Annotated in this window: 19 protein-coding genes, 3 pseudogenes and 1 riboswitch; of the genes and pseudogenes, 14 read left to right on the top strand and 8 right to left on the bottom strand. The window is 39.2% G+C overall.

Features of this window, described 5'->3' with window-relative positions; translation table 11 throughout:
• Positions 1 to 242: 242 nt before the first annotated feature.
• The 6 genes and pseudogenes from AC3ZVC_RS01810 to AC3ZVC_RS01785 form a co-directional block, all read left to right on the top strand.
• Entirely contained in the window at positions 243 to 812 is a 570-nt protein-coding gene (locus AC3ZVC_RS01810) for a DUF4256 domain-containing protein (RefSeq protein WP_490066020.1), read from the top strand.
• Between the two features lie 186 nt (positions 813 to 998).
• Positions 999 to 1,562, top strand: a complete 564-nt coding sequence (locus AC3ZVC_RS01805; RefSeq protein WP_490068788.1) for a dihydrofolate reductase family protein — start codon at positions 999 to 1,001, stop codon at positions 1,560 to 1,562.
• 218 nt (positions 1,563 to 1,780) lie between these two features.
• Positions 1,781 to 1,929, top strand: a riboswitch (cyclic di-AMP (ydaO/yuaA leader).
• Positions 1,930 to 2,006: 77 nt separating this feature from the next.
• Positions 2,007 to 2,663 (top strand): potassium channel family protein, encoded by a 657-nt coding sequence (locus AC3ZVC_RS01800; RefSeq protein WP_490066019.1) that lies wholly within the window; start codon positions 2,007 to 2,009, stop codon positions 2,661 to 2,663.
• 1 nt (position 2,664) lies between these two features.
• Positions 2,665 to 3,987, top strand: coding sequence for a TrkH family potassium uptake protein (locus tag AC3ZVC_RS01795; RefSeq protein ID WP_490066018.1), 1,323 nt, complete (start codon positions 2,665 to 2,667; stop codon positions 3,985 to 3,987).
• Positions 3,988 to 4,350: 363 nt separating this feature from the next.
• Positions 4,351 to 6,687 carry an RNA polymerase recycling motor HelD gene (helD, locus tag AC3ZVC_RS01790; protein ID WP_490066017.1) on the top strand — a complete coding sequence of 779 codons (2,337 nt, stop codon included), beginning with the start codon at positions 4,351 to 4,353 and terminating at the stop codon, positions 6,685 to 6,687.
• A 99-nt stretch (positions 6,688 to 6,786) separates the two neighbouring features.
• Positions 6,787 to 6,981 (top strand): annotated as a pseudogene (locus tag AC3ZVC_RS01785) (MFS transporter); the annotation flags it as partial.
• Between the two features lie 180 nt (positions 6,982 to 7,161).
• Here AC3ZVC_RS01785 and AC3ZVC_RS01780 read toward each other — a convergent pair.
• Genes AC3ZVC_RS01780 through AC3ZVC_RS01770 form a run of 3 tightly spaced genes read right to left on the bottom strand, consistent with a single transcriptional unit; the run spans position 7,162 to position 8,222 of the window.
• Positions 7,162 to 7,443: a hypothetical protein gene (locus tag AC3ZVC_RS01780; protein WP_490066016.1), complete on the bottom strand. Its 282-nt coding sequence runs from the start codon at positions 7,441 to 7,443 to the stop codon at positions 7,162 to 7,164.
• Positions 7,444 to 7,453: 10 nt separating this feature from the next.
• Positions 7,454 to 7,843, bottom strand: a complete 390-nt coding sequence (locus AC3ZVC_RS01775) for an SHOCT-like domain-containing protein (RefSeq protein WP_490066015.1) — start codon at positions 7,841 to 7,843, stop codon at positions 7,454 to 7,456.
• Positions 7,844 to 7,856: 13 nt separating this feature from the next.
• The gene (locus tag AC3ZVC_RS01770; RefSeq protein ID WP_375350493.1) at positions 7,857 to 8,222 is read right to left on the bottom strand and encodes a DUF2089 domain-containing protein; all 366 of its coding nucleotides are present in this window, start codon (positions 8,220 to 8,222) and stop codon (positions 7,857 to 7,859) included.
• 380 nt (positions 8,223 to 8,602) lie between these two features.
• Between AC3ZVC_RS01770 and AC3ZVC_RS01765 the strand changes: the two are divergent.
• Positions 8,603 to 9,141 (top strand): annotated as a pseudogene (locus AC3ZVC_RS01765) (group-specific protein).
• 156 nt (positions 9,142 to 9,297) lie between these two features.
• Here the strand turns inward: AC3ZVC_RS01765 and AC3ZVC_RS01760 are convergent.
• The 3 genes and pseudogenes from AC3ZVC_RS01760 to AC3ZVC_RS01750 all read right to left on the bottom strand — a co-directional run bounded on the left by AC3ZVC_RS01760 (position 9,298) and on the right by AC3ZVC_RS01750 (position 10,762).
• Positions 9,298 to 9,714, bottom strand: coding sequence for a DUF1284 domain-containing protein (locus AC3ZVC_RS01760; protein WP_490066014.1), 417 nt, complete (start codon positions 9,712 to 9,714; stop codon positions 9,298 to 9,300).
• A gap of 140 nt (positions 9,715 to 9,854) precedes the next feature.
• A pseudogene (locus AC3ZVC_RS01755) lies at positions 9,855 to 10,016 on the bottom strand (MerR family transcriptional regulator); the annotation flags it as partial.
• A gap of 83 nt (positions 10,017 to 10,099) precedes the next feature.
• Positions 10,100 to 10,762, bottom strand: a complete 663-nt coding sequence (locus tag AC3ZVC_RS01750) for a LytR/AlgR family response regulator transcription factor (RefSeq protein WP_490066013.1) — start codon at positions 10,760 to 10,762, stop codon at positions 10,100 to 10,102.
• Positions 10,763 to 11,040: 278 nt separating this feature from the next.
• Between AC3ZVC_RS01750 and acsA the strand changes: the two genes are divergently transcribed.
• Both acsA and AC3ZVC_RS01740 read left to right on the top strand, forming a co-directional pair.
• Positions 11,041 to 12,756, top strand: coding sequence for an acetate--CoA ligase (gene acsA / locus AC3ZVC_RS01745; RefSeq protein WP_490066012.1), 1,716 nt, complete (start codon positions 11,041 to 11,043; stop codon positions 12,754 to 12,756).
• Positions 12,757 to 12,852: 96 nt separating this feature from the next.
• Positions 12,853 to 14,115, top strand: coding sequence for an L-lactate MFS transporter (locus AC3ZVC_RS01740; RefSeq protein WP_490066011.1), 1,263 nt, complete (start codon positions 12,853 to 12,855; stop codon positions 14,113 to 14,115).
• A gap of 456 nt (positions 14,116 to 14,571) precedes the next feature.
• On the opposite strand, the gene AC3ZVC_RS01735 is transcribed toward AC3ZVC_RS01740, so the two are convergent.
• On the bottom strand, positions 14,572 to 14,973 hold the full coding sequence (locus AC3ZVC_RS01735; RefSeq protein WP_490066010.1) for a MerR family transcriptional regulator: 402 nt from the start codon (positions 14,971 to 14,973) through the stop codon (positions 14,572 to 14,574).
• A 247-nt stretch (positions 14,974 to 15,220) separates the two neighbouring features.
• On the opposite strand from AC3ZVC_RS01735, the gene AC3ZVC_RS01730 reads away from it, so the two are divergent.
• Entirely contained in the window at positions 15,221 to 16,261 is a 1,041-nt protein-coding gene (locus AC3ZVC_RS01730; RefSeq protein ID WP_490066009.1) for an NAD(P)-dependent alcohol dehydrogenase, read from the top strand.
• A 296-nt stretch (positions 16,262 to 16,557) separates the two neighbouring features.
• Positions 16,558 to 16,851 carry an antibiotic biosynthesis monooxygenase family protein gene (locus AC3ZVC_RS01725; protein ID WP_490066008.1) on the top strand — a complete coding sequence of 98 codons (294 nt, stop codon included), beginning with the start codon at positions 16,558 to 16,560 and terminating at the stop codon, positions 16,849 to 16,851.
• A gap of 101 nt (positions 16,852 to 16,952) precedes the next feature.
• On the opposite strand, the gene AC3ZVC_RS01720 is transcribed toward AC3ZVC_RS01725, so the two are convergent.
• On the bottom strand, positions 16,953 to 17,375 hold the full coding sequence (locus tag AC3ZVC_RS01720; protein WP_490066007.1) for a hypothetical protein: 423 nt from the start codon (positions 17,373 to 17,375) through the stop codon (positions 16,953 to 16,955).
• 407 nt (positions 17,376 to 17,782) lie between these two features.
• Here AC3ZVC_RS01720 and AC3ZVC_RS01715 point away from each other — a divergent pair, with 407 nt between their 5' ends.
• The 3 genes from AC3ZVC_RS01715 (at position 17,783) to AC3ZVC_RS01705 (ending at position 20,147) form a co-directional block, all read left to right on the top strand.
• Positions 17,783 to 18,892, top strand: coding sequence for a flavin monoamine oxidase family protein (locus AC3ZVC_RS01715; protein WP_490066006.1), 1,110 nt, complete (start codon positions 17,783 to 17,785; stop codon positions 18,890 to 18,892).
• A 72-nt stretch (positions 18,893 to 18,964) separates the two neighbouring features.
• Positions 18,965 to 19,099: a hypothetical protein gene (locus tag AC3ZVC_RS01710; RefSeq protein WP_490066005.1), complete on the top strand. Its 135-nt coding sequence runs from the start codon at positions 18,965 to 18,967 to the stop codon at positions 19,097 to 19,099.
• A gap of 109 nt (positions 19,100 to 19,208) precedes the next feature.
• The gene (locus tag AC3ZVC_RS01705) at positions 19,209 to 20,147 is read left to right on the top strand and encodes an MFS transporter (protein WP_490066004.1); all 939 of its coding nucleotides are present in this window, start codon (positions 19,209 to 19,211) and stop codon (positions 20,145 to 20,147) included.
• The last annotated feature ends 363 nt before the right edge of the window (positions 20,148 to 20,510 follow it).

Here is a 20,510-nt window from a genome sequence, read left to right as displayed (position 1 = left end):
AACAAACTGCCAAAAATACGATGATGAAGAAGCTGTCTCTTTTATATAACTGACTGGTCAGCATCTTTTATTGTGATAACGAGGAAGTCCAAGTAATATCTTTTTATTTGTATCGAGCCAGTTTGTGGAGGAGTGGGTTTACTCAATTATATACTGTATTGTAAACTGAATTCACATAGCTATTTGCATGAAAAAAATATCTACATATAGTCAAAACCATTATGAATAAGGAGGAAACTAATTTGACAAAGAGCAATAAAAAGGAGTTGCCACTAGAAGAACGTGAAGAATTACTCCAAACATTGAAAGCCCGTTTTGAAAAAAATAGGCACCGCCACGAAGGTCTTGAATGGACTAAAATCCAAGCTAAGCTTGAAGCTCATGCGGAAAAAGTGTGGTCGCTCAATGAAATGGAAAGAACTGGCGGTGAACCGGATGTTGTTGGTTATGATCAAGAGAAGGATGAATACATTTTTTATGATTGTTCAGCGGAAAGTCCTAAAGGCCGCAGAAGTGTTTGCTTCGACCGTGAAGCGCTGGAGGCAAGGAAAAAGCATAAACCAGAAAATAACGCGATTGATATGGCCGCTTCCATGGGCATTGAACTTTTAACAGAGGAACAATACCGGGAGCTGCAGAAGCTAGATCATTTCGATATGAAAACGTCGAGCTGGGTGCAAACACCTGCTAATATTAGAAAACTGGGCGGGGCTATCTTTTGTGACCGTCGCTACGACACTGTCTTTATGTACCATAACGGAGCAGATTCCTATTATGGTGCTAGGGGTTTCCGTGGCTCGCTAAGAGTCTGAATTTTGTACAGACAGTCAAAAATAAATTTGATTTTTAAGAACGGATCACCTAGAGAAAGGCTTTCATGTCGCTCTTTTAATATCAGGTGATTACGATAAGAAAGCTCGCCAATCCTGTGCGGGTTTTTTCCTTTTATGGAGCGAAAATTAATATTTAAACAACTAAAAGGAGGCATAACTTTGTCTATGGAGGGAAAGCAGAGAAAAATCATTTTAGATTTAGCAGTTACGTTAGATGGTTTTATTGAAGGGAAAAATGGAGAAGTTGATTGGTGCATAATGGACCCGGACATGGAGTTTAATCATTTCTTAAATCAAATTGATGCCATTTTATATGGAAGAAAGAGTTATGAACTATGGGGGCAATTTACTCCAGAAATAGAAGATGCAGAAACTGAAAAAGAAATGTGGGAAGCAGTTCATAGCAAACAAAAATATGTGTTTTCCAGATCGCTTAAAGGGACGGATAATCAAGCGATATTTATAAATGATCAGATAGTGGAAGAAGTCAATAAGTTAAAGAATAAGCCTGGTAAAGACATTTGGTTATATGGTGGAGCCAGCCTTATTACCAGTTTTATTAATTTAGGGCTTGTTGATGAGTTTAGAATATCTGTTCATCCTGTTATTTTGGGAGAAGGAAAACCGTTGTTTAATGATATACAAAAGAGATTAAATTTGAAATTGGTTCATACAAGGTCGTTCTCCTCAGGCGTTGTCCAGTTAATCTATCATTTGAATAGGGATTGATTATTTTTTGTATTAAGGGTGTGGGGTTCTTTCATTCCAGCCAATTATTATTATGTTATTCATCGGTTTATTAGCAGGCATTTTTTAAGCCCTTAGGCTAAATATTATTATCTTTATGTAAGCGCTTTGCAGAATTATTAAACTGCCATTGATAAGTTTTATTAAATAGTATTGACACCAGAAAATAAAAGGAGTAATTTAAATTTATTATTTTTTATATATACCTTAAGCTGAATCTTTTGAGCGGGGGAACCAATTCTGATAAACCATGTTTATCTTGGGGTGAATCTTGGCAAATTAAGCTGAGAAGGGATACTCTCAATCCCTAATCCGACAGCTAACTCCGTAAGCGCTACTGAGAGAAGGGTTAATGCTGCCATTGACCATTCTTTTATTAAGAATGGTCTTTTTTGTGTTCATTTTTAGAAAGGAAGGGAATTTGTTATGAAAAAGCAATATGCTGTATTTGGTTTAGGGCGATTTGGCGGCAGCCTGGTTAAAGAATTTCATGAATTGGGTGCTGAGGTTTTAGCAATAGATATTGATCAGGAAAAAGTGAATCTCTATTCCCAGTTTGTTACCTTTGCTGTTCAAATTAATGGGATTGACGAAGAAGCTTTGAAGCAAGTGGGTGTTAGAAACATAGATCATGCTTTTGTATCTTTTGGAGAAAATATCGAATCGAGCATCCTGACTTCATTGGTATTGAAAGAAATAGGGATACCGCAAGTATGGGCAAAAGCGCATAACGAGTACCACGCAAGAGTCCTTGAAAAAATAGGTGTGGACCGTGTCATTCATCCGGAAAGGGATATGGCAAAAAGGATAGCGAACCATATTGTTTCAGATAAAATTATTGATTACATTGAGCTATCAGAGGATTACAGTATGGTTGAAATTATTGCTTCCAAAAAGGTTCATAATAGATCGCTAATAGAACTTGATATTAGAGCAAAATACGGGTGCAATATTGTTGGGATTCAAAGAGGAAAAGAAATTATCGTGTCCCCATCAGCCGAGGAGGTCATTTTAAAGGATGACGTTTTGATCGTTATGGGTCATAACAAAGATATTAACCGATTTGAGAAAGAAGGAGTGTAGTGTGAAGAAGGGGATAATCAAACTTAACCCATCTCAGCTGCTTATTTTAGTTTTTGCTATATGTATAGTGTTAGGAACCCTTTTACTTAAGCTGCCTTTTGCAGCGACCGAATCAGTAAGCTGGATAGATGCACTGTTTACCGCTACATCAGCCATGACAGTAACCGGACTTGCCGTTGTGGATACGGAAACTGCCTACACCCTTTTCGGAGAGATCGTTATTGTTTCCTTAATACAGCTAGGCGGGCTGGGAATCATGTCTTTTGCTATTCTCATTTATATGGTGCTTGGCAAAAAGATTGGAATTAAGGAGCGCTTAATCGTCCAGCAGGCATTAAATCAAACCTCTATTGGAGGAGTTATTTATCTAGTTAGAAATTTATTTATATTTTCCATTATTATTGAACTTGTAGCCATGGTGTTTTTATCACTTAGATGGGTGCCTGAGTTTGGATGGGGAAAAGGCTTGTATTATAGTTTTTTTCATTCTATTTCAGCCTTCAATAATGCCGGGTTTGCTTTGTGGTCAGACAGCCTGATGGGCTATGTGGGTGATCCGGTGATAAACATTGTCATTACATTATTATTTATTATTGGCGGAATTGGTTTTACTGTGTTAGCAGATATATGGAACAAGAAGGAATTTCGAAAAATGAGCCTTCATTCCAAAATGATGGTAATCGGAACATTTGTTATTAATGTTGTAGCCATGTTCATTATTTTTGCGCTGGAGTACAATAATCCAAACACACTCGGGGGATTAAATTCCTGGGGAGAAAAGCTGTGGGCTTCTTATTTCCAGGCGGTAACACCAAGAACAGCCGGCTTTAATTCGTTGGATATCGCGTCACTGCATGAAGATACTATATTTCTTTTCCTGCTTTTAATGTTTATTGGTGCCGGGAGTGCCTCAACAGGCGGAGGAATTAAATTGACCACATTCTTGGTCATTTTATTTTCCGTCATCACTTTCCTAAAAGGAAAAGAAAATACGGTATTAGGAAGAAGGACGATTAGCCTGACCATTGTTTTACGTTCCTTAGCAATCTCAACAATCGGTCTTTTTTTAATTTGCATTGCCATCTTCGTATTAAATATTACAGAAGAGGCACCTTTTCTACCTGTTGTATTTGAAGTAATCTCCGCATTTGGAACAGTTGGTTTATCCATGGGGATAACAGGATCGCTTACTTTTATCGGAAAAAGTGTTATTATTTTTATCATGTTTGCGGGGAAACTCGGTCCTTTGACCATGGCATTCTCACTGGCAAATCAGGATAAAGCAAAAGTGAAGTATCCTAACGAGGACGTTCTTACTGGATGATATAAACAAGACCATCAGATAAAGGTGCCTGCCCCCAGTTGCATTAATGCGTAAGTGACTAAGGGGGTCAGGCATCTTATTTTTGCGGTACTCCATATAAAAAAATAAAAGAGTAGTATTTACGCTGAAAACGATAAATACTACTCTTTTTCATATTGTATGTAAGTAATTGAAGAAAATTCAGCAAAATTTATCCATACTATTCAAGCCAAATGCATTGAAAAATAGGTGATCCTGTGGTAAATTTATATAGGTGCGCATTACTTTAGTTGATTTAAGTATATTATCCCTATCTTAATTATACAATGTCCACCGGTCTGTAGTCAACTCTTTTAATAAAATTTTTTTACGAGGAGTGTTTGCATGAATTCGGAACTTCTGCAGGAGCAAAAACGATTAGACGGTGTAATGGAGACCATTACGGAGGAAATCAACAAGTTGGAAGAAGAAACTTCAAGGCGTAAAAACGAAGTGGTTCAGATCCGCAAACACTTTTGGGATGAAATCAAGGTTAATACCGATACCTTTGATGATTACCTTGAGACCATTATCGGCTTGAGGCAGGAGGCTCAAGCTCTGTCCGTAAGCCAAACCACCCATAGACATGCATCCAAGCGGTTGTCCACGCTGCGCCGAATGCAGGAGATTCCTTACTTCGGCCGGATCGATTTTATGGAAGAAGGTACTTCAACTCAGGACCAAATCTATATTGGCATCTCCTCGCTTAGTGATTCTAGTGGCGATGATTTCCTTATCTACGACTGGAGGGCTCCGATCTCGAGTGTCTACTACGATTACCAGCCTGGTCCGGCTAAGTATGAAACACCAGGAGGCACAATCCAAGGCACATTGGAGAAAAAGTGGCAATATCTTATCCGCGGCGGCATTCTTGAATCCATGTTCGATACGAGTCTCACCATTGGAGACGAAATTTTACAGCAGGTTCTGGGCAAAGGCACTGATAAACAAATGCACAATATTGTAGCGACCATTCAACAGGAGCAAAACCGGATTATCCGTCATGACCGCGGGAGGCTGCTCATTGTTCACGGTGCAGCCGGCAGCGGCAAGACATCGGCTGCCCTGCAGCGGATTGCTTATTTGCTGTATAAATATCGAGATCATCTGAATGCTGATCAAATCATTCTTTTTTCGCCTAATTCCATGTTTAGCAGTTACGTGTCCAATGTGCTGCCAGAACTTGGTGAAGAGAATATGCAGCAGGTCACATTTCAGGAATATTTGGATCATCGTCTGAGTAAAGAGTTTCATGTTGAAAATCCTTACGAGCAACTGGAATATGTTTTAACTGCGGCGAATACTCCTTCTTACACGTCAAGGCTTGCGAGTATCCGTTTTAAAGCATCTACCCGTTTTTTTGAGGCAATCCAATCATATAGACAGTCACTGGAAACATCAGGAATGCTATTTAAGGACATTGCCTTTAGAGGGAATCCGATTGTTACTGTACAACAAATAGCAGAAAGGTTTTACAGTCATGATACTTCACTCCGCTTTCATAATAGACTCGAAAAATTGAAGGATTGGCTAATTAAGCAAATAAATGAAGCCGAAAAGGCTGAACGATCTAAGCCATGGGTGCAGGAGGAAATCGAGCTGCTTAGCAACGAAGATTTTCACAAGGCACATGCCTACCTGGCAAAAAAACGCGGCTTTAAAGGAGAGTCGATTCATGATTATGAAATCGAGCCCGAAGCGTTAGCACGCTTGATTGTTCGACAAAAGCTAAAGCCGCTGCGAAAACGAATTCGGGCGCTTCGTTTTGTCGATTTTAAGGCGATATACAAGCAGCTTTTTGCTGATTCTAATCAGATCAATCATTGGATTGAAGGAGAGACGCCAGCGGAGTGGGAGGCTATTTGTCAAACAACGCTTGAAATGCTGGATGAAGATAAACTTTTTTATGAGGATGCTACTCCGTATTTACTTTTGAAAGAGCTGATTCAAGGCTTTCAGACGAACAGCTCGATTAAACACATCGTTGTGGATGAGGCTCAGGATTATTCCCCCTTTCAATTTGAGTTTTTGAAGCGCTTGTTTCCTGCGGCAAGGATGACGGTGCTCGGTGACTTTAATCAGGCCATTTTCGCCCATGCCAGCGAAAATATGGATTTCAACACACTTACCAGCCTTTACGGACCGGATGAAACGGAAGTGATCAATATAGCTCGGAGCTATCGGTCCACAAAACCGATCATTGAATTTACACGGCGACTCGTTCCTAATGGAGATAGGATTATTCCTTTTGAACGCGACGGCAAGCGACCCGATCTGAAAAAATTAGATGATCACGCAGAACTGCACAGCTGCATTGCCTCCAAAGTCGAAAATTTGCGAAATCTAGGTCATACTAGTATCGCGATCATATGCAAATCTGCTGAAGAAAGTTTAAGTGCTTATGAAGCCCTGTCCGGCATCGATGACATTAAACTCTTGAAGAGCAGCTCGACTGAATATGAGCAAGGAGTGGTTGTCGTACCGTCGTATTTGTCCAAGGGCATCGAATTTGAGGCTGTCATAATTTATGATGCATCGAAGCATGTATACGGAGATGAAAGCCTGCGCCGAGTTTTCTATACCGCCTGCACTAGAGCTATGCATAACTTGCAGCTCTACAGTGTAGGTGAACCGAGCCCGTTTTTGCGAAACGTATTGCGGGAAGGTTTCATCGAAGCTTGACTCAGTTGATTTATACGATAAACAAACTTCACATAGAAAGCAGGACTGATTCTATATGTCGCAGGAAACCAATGCTGTTCAAAAAAAACGCCATATGGCATGATCGCTATTCTATTTATCGGGGCCTTTGTTGCGATATTGAATGAAACATTGCTAAACGTTGCCCTGCCATCCATTATGGAAGAATTCGATGTGAATGCAACTGCGGTACAATGGCTGTCTACCGGCTATATGCTCATTAACGGTATTTTAATACCAGCGAGTGCGTTCTTCATTCAGCGCTTCTCTTATAAAGTGAAACTTCAATCAGTGGGGGGTTCCCCGCTGATTGAAGTAGCCAAAGTCTAATTTCTCAGTATTGTAAGCGAGAAATTACACTTTTTAAATAGGCCTTTCTTTACGTAGTAAAAGTGGTTTCCTGACGCTGCCGCTATACGTGAGTTAAATAAAAAAGCAGTGTAGTTCTATAAAAAATTATAGTCTAATCTTTACCTCAGTACCGTCCTTAGCTTTGACATCTACCAGCAGGATCCCTTTTTGATTTTTCAGTTCCTTCACGATTGGCTTAAGTGTTTTTTTGTCTATCAGTGGAATAATAAAACCCAGTTTTTTTCTTTCGAAATGCTCTTTTGTCCATTTGTTTGCATATTGATGGAAATGTTTTGATGACAAAATTGAAAAAGCAATGTTTAAAATCGCATATGGAATTGGGATGGTGAACCGGACGTCTTTTGCTTTCACTTTTATATACAGCATAAGCAAATCACTATTCAATGATGAAAGAAACGGTATCTCCGTTTGCCGAATTAACATCAACAATTTGGCCATCCAATTCATTTTCAATAGCTTCAATAATAAGGTTTATGTCAATATCCTTTACATATTTTTCTGATTGGGGAATACTCGACGCGATGCTGTGCCCAGTCATTAATACGACCTTGACAAGTTTTAAGGGCAAATTGACTGTGACGTTATCATTTTCAGTTGATACAACACGAATTTTTAATGTTTTATCTAAATACTTAGTCGGTTGTTCTAATAGCTTACTACCTGTTTCTTCTTTCTCTTTTAATACTTGGATCAGTTCTGATCCCTTATCTGCATCAATTTTCCCTTCTTGCACCATTGTTAACACTTTTGTAATTTCGTCTTTCATGGTAAATTCCTCCTTATTCATCTTTTAATAGCTTAATGGCTTCTTCTGGAGTGATTTCGCCATTTTCCAGCATGGTGACAACCTTTTTCTCGTCTACTTCATTTTTTTTCTTCTGCACATATCCAAGAGATGAAATAATGTCTGTTAGCTTGCCTCGAACCGTCGGATACGATATCCCCAGTTCTTTTTCAACTTCTTTGATATTCCCTCTACATGTTAAAAATACTTCCACAAAATGAAGCTGATCCTTTGATAATGACGCCAGCTTAGATAATTCAAATTCATTTTCAATCGTAGTGTGACAATGAGAGCACTGCAGCTTTGTAATCTTTAATGTTTTGCTGCAGACAGGACAATTTGTTATTACTTTATAGGCCATTTTGAAATTCCTTCCTTTAATTCGAATTGATTATATATCGATAAAATGAAATTGTAAATAATTAAATTTAATTTTTATTTAGTAAAAGTTAAAATAATTAATTTATAAATAAACATTATTGATTTTATATTAAAATGATTCAATTGATTCAAGTTACTTATTACTCCATTAAAGGGCGCTTTTCCAAAATAAGAAAAGCATCTTATTCATGAAAGGGACCAGATTGTTGAATTACACTTAATAAAGAAATTGGCTATTCATAAAAAAGTATATAAAGAAGATTGTGAAGAAATGCACTTAAGCTAACAGGAAAATAAGGATTTCTAGTTGAATTAGTATCAAAACCTGGAGGTGCTGTCGTGCAGAGTTTTGTATATCATATGGTTCCAAAAGAGATGAAGGGAGACAATCTAATTCCTCTAAATTCATTAAAAGAAGCTCATCCTAACTTGTATAACAGTTATACCAAAAAGTATTTTGACCATCCAGAGAGATCAAAATTACTGACAAGGCAGATTCCTAAACTTAACTGCTTATGGAATGATGTTCTTCATTTTTTACCCCTGCATCCTTATTACGTCTATGAAGCATTAACTAGTTTAGGTATAAAAACAAAAGAGGTTCAACACTTTTTCAAGATTCCCATTGAGAAACTCAAAGATAATCAGAATGCTTATTACCTTTACACAAAAGAAAAATACAGAGGTCTTGCTGAATATTTGAAGAGGATGAAATTAAGCATTTGGATATTGAGGATTATAAAGAAATGAGAGGACTGCCAAGAGATACATTTGAATATTACAAAACTCAGAATGAAAAAGGTAACAGGTTTGGTTTGTTTCCTTACATTCCACATTTACTAAGTATTGGTGAAGTGGAAATAAAAGATGTAGAAACAATAACTTGGAACCAACTTTAATGAGTTGAAGGCCGGAGCATCAATTTAGGCAGCTTTTTTTATTGTGCTAACGGGGCAGATTAATTTACAGGAACGATAATCGATATATGAGAATACATTCCGTTAATTGTAAAGGAATTACTATTTACAAAAATACAACATATTAAAAGGGAGGACTTATTTAACCTCCCTTAGCCCCTTCCCTTCAAGAATCTCTTGAATACCTTCTTCACAAACCCCGTAGGAGCGCCAGGAACAAGTTTCACATATGGTTTGAATATCAGAGGGCACAACATACTTTTGGATGCTAGATTCAATGTCCTTCCAATATAGGATTTGCCCGATATTAAGCCCCAATTTCTCTAAAATAGCAGCATCTCTTTCATAAATATTGTCGTGCTGGCAGTGGTACTCACCTGAGTTAGGATACTTTTCACACAGCTGATCAGGTCCCTTTACAAGCTGAATCCATGTCTTGGGATTGGTCCTCAAGGTTTGATGCAGGCGTGTCATATTTTCCACATATTCCTGGGAATAGCCCATCCCCCGATAACCCAAAAGGCAAAAAAGATGATGACCCCGCAGCTTATACATAAAATTCCCCCAGTCGACAGGACGATTACGTTTAAAAGTTAACTAGAATAATAATAGGTTAACATATTTATTCATCTATAGCATATTACTATTGATCAACTGAGAAATAGAAAAGTTTATGAAATACAGGTGGCTTTCTATTAATTATTAATCTCTATTTTATCTTTTTTATGAATATCTTCCGTTCCGGCATCCAATGCAGTCTTGTAGTATAAGCATTTATGCTCGATCACTTCCATCGTTTTTTTTAGTTCCTCCATCTGTGCTTCAACATTTGCTTTTCGTTCCAGAAACATATCAAAAGGGACGAGGGGACAGGTACACTGTCCCAAATAATCCGCCTGGGACATGGAACCTGTCTCTTTGTCCCTCTAGGCACCACACCTCAAAATCCCAAGTTTTTTCGAACGCGCTGGACGTAGCTCTGGCTTACAGGAAGAATGGTACCCCCTGATCCTTTTAATGTAACCTCTAAATTGGATGTCAGGTCGCGGGAGATGTGTTTAATCGAAAAAATATTTACGATATAAGAGCGATGAATTCGGAAAAACATGTCTGGTAATCGTTGTTCCAATGTTTTAAGAGGAAATTTTGAATGATAACAGCCATTTTCTGTATAAATGAATGTTTTTTTGTCTTTACTTTCAATATACATCACCTGTTCAATAGGGATCGGAATCCACAGATCCTCTTTTCTGCCGACAATAAAAGAAAGCGGTTTGTGGTTTTTAAACGAATAATCTGGCGGCAAAATAACGGTTAAAGCCCCGCTGAAACCTGTTTCTGCATCCCCAAGCGGGTAACCAACTCCATAATAAGGAATACCAAAAACGGATTCATCCACCATCGATTCAACTCGACGTTTCTGCAAATATACACGCTCCGTAATACTCCCCGAAGGAATCGGCTGACCTTGTATAATTTGAATATCATGAACCCCGGGGATGTATGTTACATACTTATCTCCACCTGCAATTGCGATAGAAGCCTCTGTTGGAACCCAATCCTCAATGAATTTCGAAATTTGACGTACAACATTGCTTTCCATGATTTCTCTCTCCCACTCCAAAATCATCCATCTATTTTTTGTTTGATCGCATTTATTTGTATTCTGTCCTTCAATATTATAATTTGTCACATTTTTGTCACAAATCAATCAAACTAATATATAGTTTTTAAAATAGATAGAATTGTCAAAATATTAGCAAAGCACCTCTTAAAAGTTTTACTCATACTACTTGCCTCTATCACTTTTTATTATACAACGAAAATGAAAGCGCTTCAAAAATGCAAAACCCAATAAAATCTAAAAGGTGGAGATTCAAAATGACAACACAAACTCTTTCTGTAAAAAAGGATAATTACAACTTAAAAAATTATGATGAAGTTTACAACTCATTCCAATGGTCTCAAGTAGAACAAAATTTTTCTTGGCACACAACCGGCCTTGTCAACATCGCACATGAAGCCATCGACCGCCACGCCGGGACAGAAAAAGCAAACAAAGTGGCTCTCTATTATTCAGATCAATACAGAAAAGAACAATATACGTTTAAAGAATTGAAAGATTACTCGAATAAGGCTGGAAATGTTTTAAAAAACCTTGGCGTAACCAAAGGTGATCGAGTGTTCATCTTTATGCCTCGGTCTCCAGAATTCTATTTCGTTTTCCTAGGAACAATAAAGCTTGGTGCCATTGTTGGGCCGTTATTTGAAGCTTTTATGGAAGGGGCTGTAAAGGATCGTCTTGAAGACAGCAGCGCAAAAGTCCTTGTTACAACCCCTGAATTGCTCAAACGTGTCCCAGTTAGCGAACTTCCTAATCTTGAGAAAGTCGTTATCGTTGGAGAAGATGTAAAAGAAGATGAAACGTACATTGATTTTACTAAAAACTTTAATCAAGTAAGCACTGCGCTCAATGTTGAATGGGTTAATCGTGAAGATGGATTGATCCTTCATTATACGTCAGGTTCTACAGGAAAGCCTAAAGGCGTTTTACACGTACACAACGCGATGATCCAACACTACCAAACTGCTAAATGGGTCCTCGATTTAAAAGACGATGATGTCTACTGGTGTACTGCAGACCCAGGCTGGGTGACAGGAACCACTTATGGAGTTTTTGCCCCTTGGCTTGCGGGTGTGTCAAGCGTCATCCGCGGTGGACGATTTAGCCCTTCTGATTGGTACCAGACCCTCGAAAATTATAACGTAACCGTTTGGTATAGTGCTCCGACAGCTTTCCGAATGTTAATGGGAGCTGGAGATGGCCTTATTAAAAACTATAATCTTTCTTCGTTGCGACATATCGTAAGTGTAGGTGAGCCGCTAAATCCTGAAGTAATCCGGTGGGGCATGAAAGTCACGAACCTGAGAATCCATGATACATGGTGGATGACAGAAACGGGATCCCAGCTCATCTGTAACTACCCTTCCATGGAAATGAAACCAGGATCCATGGGCAAACCAATTCCTGGGGTCGAAGCTGCGATTGTGGATGACGAAGGGAACGTCCTGCCTCCAAACCGAATGGGCAATCTAGCAATCAAAAAAGGCTGGCCATCAATGATGAGGGCAATCTGGAACAATCCAGAAAAATATGAATCCTATTTTCTTGCAGGAGATTGGTATGTTTCGGGAGACTCGGCTTACATGGATGAAGACGGATATTTCTGGTTCCAGGGACGTATCGACGATGTCATCATGACATCAGGTGAACGTGTTGGACCTTTTGAAATCGAAAGCAAACTTGTTGAACATCCAGCTATAGCTGAGGCAGGGGTCATCGGAAAACCAGATCCTGTGCGTGGGGAAATTATTAAAGCATTTATAGCGTTACGAGACGGATATGAGCAAAGCGCTGAACTTCAAGAGGATATCCGTAACTTTGTAAAAAAAGGATTGGCTGCCCACGCCGCTCCAAGAGAAATTGAATTTAAAGATAAATTGCCAAAAACGAGAAGCGGTAAAATTATGAGAAGAGTGTTAAAGGCTTGGGAGCTCGACATTCCGACAGGTGATTTATCTACAATGGAAGACTAGTTGGAATCTCTGGCTGCTCATGAATAGAAGGTCTTCCCATCTATTCGTGAGCCGAGATATTTAAAAACGATCAAATAATTGAAGGAGGGAAACAACATGAAAACTAGTAAAAATAGGTGGTTGATTGCTTTATCTGCGATTGCGATCCACCTTTCCATTGGTGCTGCATACGCATACAGTGTCTATACAAATCCCATACATGATGCAATGGGGTGGTCAACGACAGGAATTACGTTAGCCTTTACGATTATGATGGCGCTTGCAGGAACCGCAGCAGCTTTCTTTGGCAATTTTGTTGAACGAAATGGCCCAAGAAAATCAGCGATCCTTGCAGCGATCCTTTTTGGAGCTGGCCAAGCCGGTGCCGGCGTTGCCGTTGCGATGGACTCCCTCGTTCTTTTCCTACTTACCTATGGTTTAGCAAGTGGGTTAGGAATGGGCCTGGGCTACATCTCACCAGTATCGACACTCGTTAAATGGTTCCCTGACCGTAGAGGGTTAGCCACTGGCATGGCGGTCTTGGGCTTTGGTACGGGAGCTCTGATTACAGCTCCGGTTGCAGCTAGCCTCATGGGATCAATCGGTATTCAAATGACTTTTTATATTTTAGGGATCAGTTATTTTGTTCTTATGGTACTAGGCGCTTCCTATATTGCACCTCCACCTGAAGGCTGGATGCCACATGGGCTGAAAAAAGAGATTGCAGCTGGAAAAAAAGTCTTTAAAAAAGATTTGTCTCAATTAACTGCAAAAGAAGCTGTGAAAACAAAGCGTTTTTGGATGCTGTGGATGATGATGCTGATTAATACTACAGCTGGTATTATGATGATTTCTGTCGCTTCTCCTATGGCTCAAGAAGTTGTTGGATTATCCGCAGCTGGAGCAGCTGCGATGGTAGGGATCATGGGGATTTTTAACGGCGGCGGAAGACTTGGCTGGGCAGCCATTTCCGATTATATCGGCCGAAGTACTGTATTCATGACGTTCTTTATCTTGCAATTAATCGCTTTTGTCACACTTCCGAATATAACAAATGTATTAGTGTTCCAAGCACTAATTTTAATTGTTGTGAGCTGTTATGGCGGCGGCTTCTCAAACCTCCCTGCATTCATTGGAGATTTATTCGGAACCAAACAACTTGGTGCCATTCACGGCTATTTATTAACAACATGGTCGTTAGGCGGCATTTTAGGTCCACTATTAGTATCACAAATTAGAGAAAGAACAGAAAGCTACATTCCTGTCTTCTATGTATTTACAGCATTAATTATCGTCGGATTCCTTGTCTCGATCTTACTTCGATTAGAAATCAAAAAACACGGAAAAGAACTCAAACAACAACAAAGAGGAATTGCCTAACATCGCGGTGCCTGTGCGTTGCAATCCCCAAAGCTGATATTATAAGCTCGGAAATTGAGCTAAAGAACTAGAGCCTAAAGGTTTTAGTTCTTTCTTTTTTCTTAGCCCGGCCCATAGCCCGAGGAGTGATATTGGCGAGCTCCCAAATAGCATCCTTATTTACTGGACAAATCTTTGAGCATTAGAATATGGGGAATGCCATCGGGTTTGGAAGAATGTAAACCGCTCTGATCATACCTCTTTTTATTTGGTGTTAAGACAGAAGGGATAAAAGAGAGTAAAAGTTTCTCAGTTGTAATAACGCTAAATAGAGATAATTGGTTTATGAGAATAATATTTTTTGGGTTGTCAGCTTTATTTAATTTAAGGAATCTAAAACTCGCTGGCGATAAGAATACCAGTGCGCCTGACCACAGTTGTATTAATGCGTTAGTGATTAGGGGGAGCTATGCCCCCTTACATTATTTTATCTTTATTATGAATATCTTCCGTTCCGGCATCCAATGCAGTCTTGTAGTATAAGCATTTATGCTCGATCACTTCCATCGTTTTTTTTAGTTCCTCCATCTGTGCTTCAACATTTGCTTTTCGTTCCAGAAACATATCATACCTTTGCTTTAGCGTGGCATCCCCTTCAGAACACCAATCAATGAAATTCCTTATTTCCTTAATAGGCATCCCTGTGGCTTTCAGGCATTCAATTACTCTTAAAGCGCTGATATCGGATTCTTTAAACAATCTGTTTCCACTTGGTGTACGTTCGACAAAAGGCATAAGTCCCTCCTTGTCGTAGTATCGAAGAGTATATACCGTAAGATTCAATTCCTTTGCCACTTCACTAATCGAATATGTCTTCATTATTAATCTCCTATTTTTATAGATATAGACTTCGAGTTAACTAGAGGTTATGAAGGGATGTTAGCATGGTATCTTCTGTATGTCAAAGTCACTTTATAGGGAAAAAATTTTTTATGTATCGCTTGACCTAGAGTTAACTATAAGGATTAACATGGTTTTGCAAGAGAAGAAGCAGGCATATGGGAACTTCATTTATACCTGGTTCAAGCCATTCTCTTGAACATATAATTATTGGAGGTTTTAATTTATGATAACTGCTAAAGCACGAGCTGTTGACGGTCCGGACAAACCGTTTAGAGCGGCTGAAATTAAAAGGCGAGACCTGGATTTGCATGATGTTCTAATTGAAATTAACTATGCAGGAATATGCCATTCAGACATCCATACTGCACACGGAGAATGGGGTCCCGTGAACTATCCGCTTGTACCCGGGCACGAGATTGCAGGAATTGTCACAGATATAGGAGCCGAGGTCACAAAGTACAAGGTTGGTGACCGGGTAGGGGTCGGATGTATGGTTGACTCCTGTGGCGAATGTGATAACTGCCGTAAAGGAGAAGAACAATATTGCCTCAAAGGAAATGTCCCTACCTACGCTGGTGTGGACAAATACGGCGAGCCTACACAAGGCGGCTATTCTACCCACATTGTCGTAACAGAGGACTTCGTCGTCAGAATTCCTGATAGCATTGAGCTTGACGCTGCAGCACCACTGCTTTGTGCAGGGATTACCACCTATTCGCCGCTAAATCATTGGGGGGCAGGTCCAGGAAAGAAAGTAGCGGTTGTCGGTATGGGGGGTCTTGGCCACATGGCTGTCAAAATTGCACATGCGATGGGTGCAGAAGTGACCGTTCTTTCACAAACATTGAATAAGAAGGAAGATGGTTTGCAATTCGGTGCAGACCACTACTATGCGACAAGTGATCCGGAAACATTCGGGAAACTTGCCGGATCCTTTGACTTAATTATTAACACGGTAAGTGCGAAGATCGACATCGATGCTTACTTCTCACTGCTCACTCTTGACGGAACATTGGTAAACGTAGGTGCCCCTGCAGAGCCATTGTCAGTAAATGTGTTCTCTCTTATTGGTCATCGCCGTTCCTTTGCAGGTTCAATGATTGGAGGCATCCGTGAAACTCAGGAAATGCTGGATTTCTGTGCAAAGCATAACATTGTTCCTAAGATTGAAGTCATTACTGCCGACCAGATTGACGAAGCTTACAAACGCGTATTAGCTTCAGATGTGAAGTATCGATTCGTAATTGATATCAGCACAATGTGAGCTGTGCAATGGTTTGGTAAATAAGATGTCCTGAAATCCTGGCTTTTAGGACAGTTTTTTATAACGGCAACAAAGTTTGCGAATACAGCCTATTTAAAAAAGCAAAGTCTTTGATCACAGGTCAGAGACTTTGTTTTTTCGGGATAAAGAAGGGATAACTTTGTACCAGCTCAGTGTGCGAAAGGACTGCTGCGGCAGTTTTTTAAAATTATTCGACTAGCCAGACAGGTAAGTTAAATGGGAAAATAAGAAAAACACTTATAAAAAGATATACATTTAGGAAAGGGGTTATTTTCATGATTTTAGAAGCTGTAATGCTGCAAGTTAAGCAAGGGATGGAAGAAGAATATGAAGAAGCATTTCGTAAAGCCTCAAAAATTATTTCTTCAATGAAAGGGTACATATCTCATGAGCTGCAGCGATGTTTGGAAGTTAAGGGTAAATATTTATTGCTGGTGAAGTGGGAATCATTAGAAGACCATACAGTTGAATTTAGGCAATCGAAAGAGTATCAAGAATGGAAAAAACAGCTGCATCATTTTTATGACCCATTTCCAACAGTTGAACATTTTGAAGGCGTTTCTCTTTAATTTGTTATTGTAGTCACGGACGTAAATAATGATGGCCCAGACTTTCAAAACAGCGGCGAATTTATATGATAACGGAGCAGGATTGTGAAACACGAGGTCTATTATTGCGGTAAATCTAAAGTGTTTCGTAACAGATCGATTGTTGTATCGAATGTAAAAAAATAAGGATTATTCTCATCATCGAATACGAGTAAATATGGCTTTTCATTTTCTGGAATAATAATGATCACTTCATCAACCATTGCATTCATCCATTTATTTTCTAATCGGTAAGATGGCTCAAGGGGTATTTTAACCATATAACCTTTGTCTGGGACAGGTTTTAACTTTTTAACAAGATCATCAATTTCTTTAATAATTTTTTCAGCTTCTAATTGTATCTCCGGATTAGTTTGGGTTGTTTTTGTTATCTTATTTTTTTCAATATCAAGAAGTTCAATATTCTTACTGCTTTGTGCACTTACTATGGATAGATTAAGCAGGAAAAATATATAAACTAATGAAAGCAATATTTTACGAACCAAAAAGACCACCTCGGTTGTATCATTTCCAAAGGTTATTTTTTTATGCTTTTGCTTGTTGTGGTCTTTTGATTAAGGTTATGAGCTGTCATTAAAGCATCTTTTTCTTATTATGCTAAAGGTCCAGGTTATAGGTATAAGAGAAATAAACTGTTTTGGCGTATTAGGCTAAATACTACGTAGCAAAGATTTTCATTTTTGTAGCACATTCTAGTTTCTATACTGGTGCTTTGCTTTCATTACGGATTATTTCCATTGGGGGATTTTAATGAAGATTGAATTCTGGCAGAATGATGAAAAACATTTTGGTACAGAGGGAAAGCTCATTTAGAGTAGAGAAATTTAAAAAGGAAAAGCTCTTTCATATATACATTTATACAGCATACACACAGTCGGAAGGAGGAAAGAATGTGAACAATCCTGTAGTCATTGTTGGTGCCGGTTTAAGTGGCTTAAGGGCTGCGTCCCTACTTGCTGCACAGGGCATCAAATGTAACGTTCTAGAGGCTAGAGATAGGTTTGGCGGTAGGGTCTTGAGCACTTCAGGCCCATACAGACCTGACCTAGGTAAATTTGACCTCGGGCCTACATGGTTCTGGCCGGAGTATGAGAGCAATATTACCAATCTTGTTAAAGAACTGAAATTAGAAACTTTTGCCCAGTACACAAAAGGGGCAATGCTTTCAGAACGATTCCAAAATAAGCCGCCAGAGCGTTATGTACTGCCAGAAAATTCTGTTGAAAGGTCGATTCGATTCAAAGGAGGTGTGCAGTCTCTTATTGATGCTGTAGCAGATACTATTCCCTCAGGGATAGTCGAGTTTGAAACGCGAGTTACAGCAATTCGACTCGATGAAGCAGGTGCTATCACGGTTGAAGCAGACCTTGCTGATGGAAAGAGAAAAAACGTTTCGGCAAGTGCTGTTATCCTAGCATTGCCGCCTCGGATTGTGGCGCATCATATTGAATTCTCTCCTTCTCTCCCTCCTAATATCATAACTGACCTTGTAAGCAAACCTACGTGGATGGCAGGGCAGGCCAAGGCAGTTGCAATTTATGATCGTCCCTTTTGGAGGGAATCAGGGCTCTCTGGATTCGTAACGAGCTGGGTTGGACCCTTACAAGAAATCCATGATGCTTCTTCCGAAACAGAATCTGGTGCATTATTTGGTTTCTTTGGAATGCCAGCGAAAACGCGCCGAGAACTGGGAGAGGATAAAGTTTTAAAATTGGTCGTTGATCAATTGGTTAGGCTCTTTGGAACCTCTGCCCAAAACGTAAGGGCTATCCTTTACAAGGATTGGTCCAGAGATTCCGAAACGACTGTTGAGGAAGATTTGGACCCGCTTAGAGATTTTCCGAGCTATGGTCAACCACCAAAATCAGGGGTATGGGAAAAGAAAATTATTTTTGCTGGTACAGAGAGTAATTCACAATATGGCGGACATCTTGAAGGTGCACTGCTGGCAGCTGAACAGGCAGTTTTTGAAATTACTAATTTAAATAACAAGCCTTTGTAACGTCCTATAAAGAGTATCGTATAACTGAGTTTAATAATGTTGGAGAAGTTATTAAATTATAGGAGGTAATGTATGATGAAAGTGATGAAAGCTATACAAATTCCGTCCAAAGGCGAAAAGATGAAACTGGTAGAGATTCCACTTACCCAGCCTGGAAAAGGACAAGTGCTGCTCCGTGTAGAGGCATGCGGAAATAGGGAAGGGTGAAATAAAAAATGAAAGAATAAGGTTGCTGCGGCAGACCTTTTTTGGTTTTAAATGTTTATATTTTAAATATCCAGTATAATTACAATATTTTATTTAAAAGGGGGAAAATATGATTCGAGGTTCATGGAGAGCGTTAGTATGGATTGGATTAGCTGAATTATGTGCATTAAGTTTGTGGTTTAGTGCTTCGGTTATAGCACCCGAACTAAATCAAGTGTGGAATCTTAGCCCCAACTCAGAAGCATGGTTGTCTGCTTCTGTCCCAGTTGGTTTTGTAATAGGTGCATTAGTTAGTTCATATTTTGGGATAGCAGATCGTTTTAATCCCCGAAAGGTTTTGGCCGTTTCAGCGTTTCTAGGGGCATTATTGAATGTCGCACTTATACTAGTAGATCAAGCTTTTTCCGGTATCCTACTTAGGATATTAACTGGTGTATCACTTGCTGGTGTATACCCGACAGCTGTAAAAATTTTATCACAATGGTTTCCAAAAAAACGCGGGCTTGCGATTGGTATCCTAATAGCCGCATTAACTCTAGGGTCCTCTTTGCCACATTTTATTGTTATGTTCTCTACTTCTTTAAATTGGCAATTAGTGATTATTTGTAGTTCAATATTGGCACTACTGGCAGCTATAATTGTCAATTGGGTTTTAGAAGATGCTCCAGTAACAACAAAAAAATTACCTTTCTCTTTTAAATTAATTAAAAAGGTAGTATCGAATAAACCAGTAATGCTAGCGAACTACGGTTACTTTGGGCATATGTGGGAATTGTATGCGATGTGGACGTGGATTCCTATCTTTTTGACCGCTAGTTTTACTAGCTATTCACCAGGGGTTTCTCCTTGGTTCATTGCATTATCCTCTTTTATTACAATCGGAATTGCAGGGGGAATTGGTTGTGTAGTAGGTGGGCTAGTCTCAGATAAAATTGGCAGAGCCAATCTAACGATTATTTCTATGTTTATCAGTGCTATTTGCTGTATCTTGATTGGTTTTACTTTTGGTCAATTTATTTGGTTAACTCTACTACTTTCAATAGTTTAAGGAATGTCTGTCATCTCAGATTCCGCCCAGTTTTCTGCCGCAGTTTCAGAAGTAGCAGAAGTTGAGTATGTAGGAACAGCCCTTACTTTTCAAATGTGCATTGGTTTCCTAATTACTATATTTTCTATAAATCTAATCCCTATTATTCAGAGGTTTGTTGGTTGGGAATGGGTCTTTGCATGTTTAGCGATTGGGCCGATTCTTGGTATTGTATCTATGGTCCAATATAAACGGCATGAAACTAATAATGTCAAAGGGACAATTGGTCATTTTAAATAAATTAAAGATGTTGATCGAGGATGAAATTTATAAGCTTTTGGAGGAGTAGCTAAAAAATAACCGATGGTGCAAATCACGGTTTAG

This window comes from Cytobacillus sp. C11.1, assembly GCF_058145115.1.
This window is presented reverse-complemented; position numbering and strand designations above follow the sequence as displayed.